Consider the following 8,777-nt stretch of genomic DNA (forward strand, 5'->3'; position numbering starts at 1 on the left):
ATCACCACCAATCAGCCACTTCAAGGCTAGCCAGCCCCACCAGGCCGCACGACCCCCGGCAGGATCAGTTCCAGCAGGGCACCACCCTCGGGTCGATTGCTGGCCTGGATGCGACCGCCGTGGGTGACGGCAATCTGCTGCACGATCGAGAGCCCCAGGCCACTGCCGATGCGTTGGGTGCGGGCCCGGGCGGGATCCCCCCGGTAAAAGCGCTCAAACAGATGGGCCAGGTCGTCCTCACTGAGGCCCGGGCCCTGGTCGGCCACACTCAACTGGCACCAGTCGCCACGGCTGCCGAGGCTCACCCGCAACTCGCCGCCATCCGGGCTGTAGCGCAGAGCGTTGTCGAGCAGGTTGAGCAGGGCCCGGTGCAGGCGGGAGCTGTCGCCGCGTAGCTGCAGGGCAGGAGGTGCATCCAAGGCCAGGTGGATCTGACGCGGATCGGCAAGGGGACGCAGGTTGGACCACACCTGCTCCACCAGCTGGGGCAGATCCACCACGCTCAGCCGCTGACCGGTGCCCGGCAGCGTGTTCTCGAGGCGGGAGAGCTCGAGCAGATCCCCCACCAACTCCTGCAACCGCAGCAATTCCCGCTGCAAGCGCTCCACCAGCCGGGCGTTCTGGCTGTTGACCTGGGCGGCGAGGCTGTCGCCCACCAGCAGCAAGGCCGTGAGGGGCGTTTTCAGTTCGTGGGCTACATCGCTTACCCAGCGCTCCTGCTGCTCCAGCTGGGCATCGAGGGAGCGGCGACTCTGCAGTTGCACGCCCAGCCAGCCGTCGCGGCCTGGTACCACCATCACATCGAGGTCTTGGCCGTCGGAGTGCCACTCCAAGCGCTGGGGGCGATCCTGACGGCGGGCGATCCGGATGCTGCTGGCCAGGCCGGGATCGGCACAGATCTCGGCAAAGGGCTGACCGACCAGCAGCCGGCCCGAATCAAGCTGGAGAATCCGCTCCGCCCGGGGGTTGATGTGGCCCACGGTGCCGTTGCGTTCGAGCAGGATCCAGCCGATGGTCGACGAATCCATCCAGCTGAGCAGCTGCCGGGCCGGGGGCAGGGGGCGACGCCAGCCTCCACGCCGACGCCAGAAACCCATCAAGCGGTTGAAGGCGCTAACCAAAGCGATAACCAAACCCCCGCACGGTGATCAGATGCACCGGGGCTGACGGATTCTCTTCCAGCTTTTCGCGCAACCAGCGGATGTGCACATCCACGGTTTTGCTGTCGCCGAAGTAGTCGATGCCCCAGAGCTGCTCCAGCAGCTGATCGCGGCTCCACACCCGCCGGGGGTTCTGCATGAACAGCTCCAGCAGGCGGTATTCCTTCGGCGAGAGGTTCACCTCCAGACCATCCCGGGTCACCCGGCATTCTTCCGGATAGAGGCTGAGATTGGCGTGCTCCAGCACCCGGGCCCGGGAGGTTTGGCTGGAGGAGCGGCGCAGCAGGGCTCGGCAGCGGGCCACCAACTCCCGCATGCCAAACGGCTTGACCAAGTAGTCGTCGGCACCCACCTCGAGGCCCAGCACTCGATCAGTTTCGGTGTCGCGGGCGCTCACCACCAGGATCGGGGTCTGGTTGCTCTGCTGGCGCAGCTGGCGGCACACATCCAAACCACCCAGGCCAGGCAGCATCAGGTCGAGCACCACCAGGGCAAACCCCTGCCCCTCCGGTGCCCGCTGCAGCAACTGCAGGGCATCGCGACCGTTGCCGCAGGCCTGCACCGCAAACCCCTCCAATTCGAGGGCTTCGCGGATCGTTTCGCGGATCGTTTCGTCGTCTTCGACGACCAACAAGGACGGCTGCATGGCGCCATTCTCACCGGCGAGCTTGAAACCCCAGAAGGTTGTTTCAACAGAAGAGGTTTCAACCACAGCGATACCCCTGCCCGCGCACGGTGGTGATCAAGGCTGGTTGGGCTGGATCGGCCTCCAACTTGAGGCGCAGCCAGCGAATGTGCACATCCACCGTTTTGGGATCGAGCTCCACGGCCTCGAGCTCACCCCACACACGGGTCAGGAGTTCATCGCGGCTCCAGATCCGGCGCGGATGTTCCAGAAAAAACTGCAGCAGGCGAAATTCCCGGGGCGAAAGGGTCACGTCCTGGCCATCCCGGCTGACCCGGTGCGCCTCCACCCGCATGGTCACCGCGCCACAACGCAGCTCAGGGGTGGCCTCCAGCCCGAGCTGGTGACGGCGCACCAGCGCCCGGCAGCGGGCCAAGCATTCCGCCAGGCCAAAAGGTTCTGGCAGAACGTCGTCGGCGCCCACCTCCAAGCCCCAGATCCGATCGGCTTCGCTGCTGCCCGGGCAGAGCATCAGCACCGGGATCGACATCTCGGCCGCCCGCACCCGGGCGCACAATGCTGCGGCCTGCGCGCCGAGGCTGCCATCGAGCACCAGCAGCTCCCAATCCGAGGGGGTGGCAAGCTGCTCGGCAGCGTCGTCTACATCTCTGCAAAGGCTCACCTCGCACCCCGCCTCGGCAAGGTCGTGGCGGAGCCGGTGGGCTGCCGCAGGATCAGAATGCACCAACAGCAGCCGAATCGACGGCTGACTCATCGATGCGAATGGCGCTGCTGGGGGAGATGGCTCACCACGAGACGCCGTTGGCTATCGATCTGCAGCCAACCCTCGTCGCGCAGCGCCCCCAGGATGCGGGTCACGGTGACCCGGGTGGTGCTCAACGCGCTGGCCAGATCCTGGTGGGTGAGCTTGATCTGCAGGCACAGGCCCTGTTCACAGGGCTGGCCGTAGTCGTTGGCCAGCAACTCAAGCAAGCCCCGCACCCGCTCTTCGATGCGCCGCAGGCCCAGCAGCTCCAGCAGGGCTTCACTCTGGCGGTAGCGGGCCGCCATGCCCTGAAGCAAACCCATCGCCAGGTGGGGAGAGCGCTGGATCTCCTCGCAGCTGAGGCAGAGCAGGTCGCTGTCCACCAGGGTGGTGGCCGCATAGGCCTCCACGTTGGTGAGCGGATCGCCGAAGGGTTCGTTCGGGCCGGCCAAGCCCAGCAGCAGCTCATCGCCGTGGATCGAGATGGCGGAGAGCTTCACCATGCCCCGCACCACCACCCACACGTTGCGCTTCAGCAGGGGCACCTGGCTGCCAGGCGCCAGATGCACCAGGCTGCGCTTCGCGTAGCTGGTCTCCAGCAGCTCGCGAAAACTGTCGCTGCGACCCGGTTGAAGGGAGGGTGTGAACACCATCGCGGAGCAGGCCGTTGGTTTGGCAGAACGCTATGGAGGGCTCAGCGCCGAGAGGCAAAGACCGGGTAGTGCGGGGTTTAAGGGTCGGTTAGGGCCCTGGGCTGCTCTCCAGGGAGCCGCGCAGGATCCAGAGGCTGGGGCCCTGGCGCCGGTATCGCGCTTGCTTGACAGGGGGCGCGGAATGGAAACAAGCGCCGGTTGTGGTTTGCAATCGCCACCAGGGAGAGCATCACCGGCACCTCCACCAGCACCCCCACCACGGTGGCCAGGGCGGCTCCGGATTTAAGGCCAAACAGGCTGATGGCCACCGCGACCGCCAGCTCAAAAAAGTTGGAAGCGCCGATCATGGCTCCAGGGGCAGCGATCGACTGGGGCTGACGCCAGCGCCGCATCCACTGGGCGCTGATCCAGAAGATCAGGTAGGTCTGCAGGATCAGGGGGATAGCAATCAGGACGATCGCCAGCGGATTGGCGAGAATGGCCCGGGCCTGCACCATGAACAGCACCAAAACGGTGAGGATCAGGCTCAGGATTGCCAGGGGCTTGAGGCGGTGCTCCAAGCGCTCAATCCGCCCTGGGGAGCGCAACACCAAGCGGGTCAACCAACCCGCCACCAAGGGCACCACCACAAACAGGCCCACAGCGGTCACCAGGGTGTCCCAAGGCACGATCACCTGGCTTACCCCCAGCAGCAGGGCTGCAATGGGTGCAAAGGCAAACACCATGATCAGGTCATTGATGGCCACCTGAGCCAGGGTGTAATTGGGATCGCCACCGCAAAGTCGGCTCCAAACAAACACCATGGCCGTGCAGGGGGCCACCCCCAGCAGAATCATGCCGGCGATGTATTGATCGCCCAGGGCGGCAGGGATCCAGGCCGCAAACAAGCCACGGATGAACAGCCAAGCGATGGCCGTCATCGTGAGTGGTTTGATCAGCCAGTTCACCACCACGGTGACCACCAGCCCCTTGGGCTGACGGCGCAAATCGACGAGCGCATGGAAATCAACCGCCAGCATCATGGGATAGATCATTCCCCAGATCAGCAGGCCAATCGGCAGGTTGATGCGGGCAAATTCCAGACCTGCCACAGCCTCCGCTGCCTGCGGGAAGACGGCGCCGAGGGTGACACCAGCCGCGATGGCCAGGGCTACCCACAGGCTCAAAAAGCGCTCAAAGATCCCCATGGCGCCTCAGCAGCAGGGGCTGGCGGGGGCGGTGCAACCAGCCGCCAGATCGGCCAACCAGCCCCGCAGGCCCTCGAGGGCTTCGGGCTGCAGTTGGTAGTACACCCAACGGCCCTCCTGGCGATCCACGAGCAGCCCCGCCTCCTTGAGCACCTTGAGGTGAAACGACAGCTTCGACTGGGCCAACCCCAGCTCGCTGGTGAGCTCGCAGACGCAGCGCTCACCGCCGGCCAGGGCCTCGATCACCTGCAGCCGCAGCGGATCGGCGAGGGCCTTGAGCCGCTGGCGGGCTTGATCGGCCTGGAGGGGCGCTGGGGCAACGGGGACGGTGGCAACGGGGACAGTGGCAACGGGCACGGACGAGAGCCTGCTGAACCCATCAAAGCTAATTGGTGCGAACAGCCAGCACCTGGGCAGAGGACCCAGCCATAGACAACACCTGCTTACACAAATCCACGTCGTCGCCCCATACTAAAGGCTGCAAATAACATGAGGCCATTCTCGGCCCATGCGAAAGGCTGCGCGACCCATGCTCGAAGCACGCTCCAACCGCGCCGGCGCCTACCGCAGCCAGCCATCGGGCTATCGCGCCTTCCATCCGGCTCCCCTGCCGCCGGATCCGCCCGTGCGGCTGAGCGGTGAATTGCAGGCGCTGCTCTCCCAGGCTGATCGGGCCCTGGGGCGACTGGATGGATCGGTGGAAACGCTGCCGAACCCTGACCTGTTTGTCTTCATGTACGTGCGCAAGGAGGCAGTGCTCTCCAGTCAGATCGAAGGCACCCAGAGCTCCTTGCAGGATTTGCTGGCAGCGGAGGCCAAGGTATTCGGAGCCGGCGGCCTCCCCCGCGATGTGGATGAGGTGGTGAACTACGTGCGGGCGATGAACCATGGCCTGCAACGCCTCGCCACCTTGCCCGTGTCGATGCGGTTGATCGGCGAGATCCATGCCGTGCTGCTGCAGGGAGTTCGCGGCAGCCGGCTCACCCCAGGCGAGCTGCGACTCAGCCAAAACTGGATCGGCCCTGGTGGCTGCACCCTGGCCACTGCCAGCTTTGTGCCGCCACCCCCAGAGGAGCTACACGAAGCCCTGGGGGCCTTGGAACAGTTTCTCCACGCCCAAGACGATCTACCGGCTCTGATCCGCATCGGACTGGCCCACGCCCAGTTCGAAACGATCCATCCGTTTCTCGATGGCAACGGCCGTGTGGGGAGACTGCTGATCACCTTCCTGCTCACCGAGAAAGGAATCCTGCAGAAGCCCGTGCTCTATCTCTCGCATTACTTCAAGCAGCACCGCCAGGCGTACTACGACCACCTGCAGGCGGTGCGCGAAGACGGCAACTGGGAGAACTGGCTGGCGTTCTTCCTGCGAGGCGTGGCCGAGGTGAGCCAGGAGGCCAGCGGCACAGCCCGGCGCATCCTGGCGCTGCGGGAACAGCATCGGGCCTTGATCACCGATCACCTCGGGCGTGCTGCCGCCAACGGCCACAGGGTGCTGGAGAGCCTGTTTGACCGACCGATCGTGAGCGTCAACGCGATCGAAGCCCTGATCCACACCACCTACCCGGCGGCCAATGGCCTGGTGGCGCGGCTGGAGGCGCTCGACATCCTTCGCGAGATCACTGGCCAGAAGCGGAACAGGCGCTTCTGCTATCAGCCCTATGTGGAGCTATTTGGCGAAACACCACCGGAGTAGCCCTGGCCCGCCCTTCCCCACCCGCCTTAACCACGCCATAAAACCCATCAACTCTGCTTGATGGGAGAGTGGGTCGAGCTTCAAGCGCTACCCCATGAAAATCGGCATCAACGGCTTCGGCCGCATCGGCCGCCTGGTGTTCCGAGCCCTCTGGGAGCGCCCCGGCATCGAGCTGGTGCACGTCAACGACAACGGCGGCGATGCCGCCACCGCCGCCCACCTGCTGGCCTTTGATTCCGTGCATGGCCGCTGGCAGCAGGCGGTGCAGGCCAACCCAGCGATGCCAGGCAACAGCCCAGGCTTCTTTGTGGGCAGCCAGCCGGTGAGCTACAGCCAGGAGAGCGATCCCACTGCCGTGCCCTGGCGGGAAGCCGGCGTGGAGATGGTGCTCGAGTGCAGCGGCAAATTTAAGACGCCCGAAACGCTTCAGCCCTATTTCGATGCGGTGGGGCTCAAGCGGGTGGTGGTGGCCTGCCCGGTGAAGGGCGAGATCGCCGGAGCCGAGGCCCTCAACGTGGTGTTCGGCATCAACCATCACCTCTACAACCCCAAACAACACCGCCTGATCACCGCCGCCTCCTGCACCACCAACTGCCTCGCGCCCGTGGTGAAGGTGGTGCACGAGAGCTTCGGCATCGAGCACGGTTCAATCACCACCCTGCACGATGTAACCAACACCCAACGGGTGGTGGACGGCTTCAAGAGCGATCTACGCCGGGCGCGCTCCTGCAGCCAGAGCCTGATCCCCACCACCACGGGCTCAGCCAAGGCGATTGGGATGATTTTTCCGGAGCTGCAGGGCAAGCTCAACGGTCACGCCGTGCGGGTGCCGCTGCTGAATGCATCGCTCACCGATGCGGTGTTTGAGCTCAAGCGCAGCGTCACGGTGGAGGAGGTGAACGGCGCCTTCGAGGCGGCCGCCAACGGCGCCCTGCGCGGCATCCTCGGCTACGAAACCCGGCCGCTGGTGTCGGTCGACTACGTCAACGACGATCGCAGCGCCATCGTCGATGGCCTCTCGACGATGGTGGTGAACGGCACCCAACTCAAGGTGTACGCCTGGTACGACAACGAGTGGGGCTACAGCTCGCGCATGGCGGATCTGGTGAGCCATGTGGCTCTGGCTGAGCATTCCGAACAGCAAATCGAGCGCTGAGCCAACGCCATGGCACGCGCCCTATCCGCCCTGCAGCAATACGCGGTCGTGACGGCCAACTACTGGGCCTTCACCCTCACCGACGGCGCCCTGCGCATGCTCGTGGTGTTTCACTTCCACGAGCTGGGCTACAGCACGCTCGAGATCGCTTTCCTGTTTCTTTTCTACGAATTCTTCGGCATCGTCACCAACCTCTATGGCGGCTGGCTCGGGGCCCGCTTCGGGCTGCGGCTCACCCTCTGGAGCGGCACCTTGATGCAAGTGGCGGCGCTGCTGATGCTGATTCCCGTCGCCGACAGCTGGCCCAAGTGGTGGAGCGTGGCCTACGTGATGGTGGCCCAGGCGATCAGCGGCATCGCCAAGGATCTCAACAAGATGAGCGCCAAGAGCGCCATCAAAACCGTGGTGGCAGAAACCCCGGAGGATCACAGCCAGGGCGAAAGCCAGCTGTTCAAATGGGTGGCGATTCTCACCGGCTCCAAGAACGCCCTCAAGGGCGTGGGCTTTTTTCTGGGGGGCCTGCTGCTCACCACGATTGGCTTCAATGCCGCCGTGGGAGCGATGGCCGCCGGCCTGTTTGCCGCCTTCCTGCTCACCCTGGTGCTCCCCGGTGACATCGGCCGCATGAAGGACAAGCCGAAATTCACGGCCCTGTTCTCCAAATCGCGCGGCATCAATGTGCTGTCGCTGGCCCGCTTCTTTCTATTTGGCGCCCGCGATGTGTGGTTTGTGGTGGCGCTGCCGGTGTTTCTGCAGGCCGCCCTGGGCTGGCGCTTCTGGGAGGTGGGCGGCTTCATGGGCCTGTGGGTGATCGGCTACGGGATCGTGCAGGGTGCCGCCCCGGCCCTGCGGCGCAGTTGGGGCCAGAGTGCACCGCCTGGCGTGAGTGCGGTGGAGTTTTGGAGTGCCCTGCTTACCGCGATCCCGGCCCTGATCGCCATCGCCCTCTGGCGTGAGGTGGCTCAGCCCGGTGTAGCCGTGGTGGTGGGGCTGGCGGCCTTCGGGGTGGTGTTTGCCATGAATTCCTCGATTCACAGCTACATGGTGCTGGCCTACACCGATGCCGAATCGGTGAGCCTCAACGTGGGCTTCTATTACATGGCCAATGCGGCGGGCCGCCTGCTGGGCACCGTGCTCTCCGGTGCCCTGTTTTTGGTGGGGGGATTGCAGGCCTGCCTGTGGAGCTCGGCCCTGCTGGTGGCCCTGGCAGCCGTGGTGAGCACCCGGCTGCCATCGCCGCCACGGCAGTTGTCCCAAGCCGGGTAAGACTCAGCCCGATCTACCGCCAACGGGCGGGAGGCAGGCCATGGGTTGGTTTGGACTGGCTGAGCTGCTGATCCTGGCGCTGCTGACCGATGGCCTGTTTCGGCGGCTTGGGTTGCCGGGGCTGATCGGCATGTTGCTGGTGGGGATCGCCCTGGGGCAGTCTGGGCTGGGGCTGTCCCGCGTCAAGCCCCTTGGCCGATTGGCGTCAATCAAGTTGGCCGGTTAGGGGAACTGATCGGCGCCAGGTTGTCGCTGGCGACAACCGGGG

10 protein-coding genes are annotated in these 8,777 nt (G+C 65.1%); 4 read left to right on the forward strand and 6 right to left on the reverse strand.

The window, feature by feature from the left end; genetic code table 11:
- Nucleotides 1–26: 26 nt before the first annotated feature.
- From CJZ78_RS05845 to CJZ78_RS05870, 6 genes are all read right to left on the reverse strand, one after another.
- The gene (locus tag CJZ78_RS05845; RefSeq protein ID WP_094559955.1) at nucleotides 27–1,097 is read right to left on the reverse strand and encodes a cell wall metabolism sensor histidine kinase WalK; all 1,071 of its coding nucleotides are present in this window, start codon (nucleotides 1,095–1,097) and stop codon (nucleotides 27–29) included.
- A 16-nt stretch (nucleotides 1,098–1,113) separates the two neighbouring features.
- Complete coding sequence (locus tag CJZ78_RS05850) at nucleotides 1,114–1,806, reverse strand: response regulator transcription factor (protein ID WP_094559987.1); 693 nt, start codon at nucleotides 1,804–1,806, stop codon at nucleotides 1,114–1,116.
- A gap of 58 nt (nucleotides 1,807–1,864) precedes the next feature.
- Nucleotides 1,865–2,560, reverse strand: coding sequence for a winged helix-turn-helix domain-containing protein (locus CJZ78_RS05855; protein WP_094559956.1), 696 nt, complete (start codon nucleotides 2,558–2,560; stop codon nucleotides 1,865–1,867).
- Entirely contained in the window at nucleotides 2,557–3,204 is a 648-nt protein-coding gene (locus tag CJZ78_RS05860) for a Crp/Fnr family transcriptional regulator (RefSeq protein ID WP_094559957.1), read from the reverse strand. Before CJZ78_RS05860 ends, CJZ78_RS05855 begins: the two co-directional genes overlap by 4 nt.
- Nucleotides 3,205–3,281: 77 nt before the next feature.
- Entirely contained in the window at nucleotides 3,282–4,391 is a 1,110-nt protein-coding gene (gene arsB / locus CJZ78_RS05865; protein WP_094559958.1) for an ACR3 family arsenite efflux transporter, read from the reverse strand.
- Nucleotides 4,392–4,397: 6 nt separating this feature from the next.
- Nucleotides 4,398–4,748, reverse strand: coding sequence for a helix-turn-helix transcriptional regulator (locus CJZ78_RS05870; RefSeq protein WP_094559959.1), 351 nt, complete (start codon nucleotides 4,746–4,748; stop codon nucleotides 4,398–4,400).
- 172 nt (nucleotides 4,749–4,920) lie between these two features.
- Between CJZ78_RS05870 and CJZ78_RS05875 the strand changes: the two genes are divergently transcribed.
- From CJZ78_RS05875 to CJZ78_RS05890, 4 genes are all read left to right on the forward strand, one after another.
- Nucleotides 4,921–6,087 (forward strand): Fic family protein, encoded by a 1,167-nt coding sequence (locus CJZ78_RS05875; protein WP_094559960.1) that lies wholly within the window; start codon nucleotides 4,921–4,923, stop codon nucleotides 6,085–6,087.
- A 94-nt stretch (nucleotides 6,088–6,181) separates the two neighbouring features.
- Nucleotides 6,182–7,243 (forward strand): ArsJ-associated glyceraldehyde-3-phosphate dehydrogenase, encoded by a 1,062-nt coding sequence (locus CJZ78_RS05880; RefSeq protein ID WP_094559961.1) that lies wholly within the window; start codon nucleotides 6,182–6,184, stop codon nucleotides 7,241–7,243.
- Between the two features lie 9 nt (nucleotides 7,244–7,252).
- Nucleotides 7,253–8,509 (forward strand): organoarsenical effux MFS transporter ArsJ, encoded by a 1,257-nt coding sequence (gene arsJ, locus CJZ78_RS05885; RefSeq protein ID WP_094559962.1) that lies wholly within the window; start codon nucleotides 7,253–7,255, stop codon nucleotides 8,507–8,509.
- A gap of 40 nt (nucleotides 8,510–8,549) precedes the next feature.
- Nucleotides 8,550–8,735 (forward strand): hypothetical protein, encoded by a 186-nt coding sequence (locus CJZ78_RS05890; protein ID WP_094559963.1) that lies wholly within the window; start codon nucleotides 8,550–8,552, stop codon nucleotides 8,733–8,735.
- Nucleotides 8,736–8,777 lie beyond the last annotated feature (42 nt).

It is taken from the genome of Synechococcus sp. 8F6 (assembly GCF_002252665.1).
Classification (GTDB): domain Bacteria; phylum Cyanobacteriota; class Cyanobacteriia; order PCC-6307; family Cyanobiaceae; genus Cyanobium_A.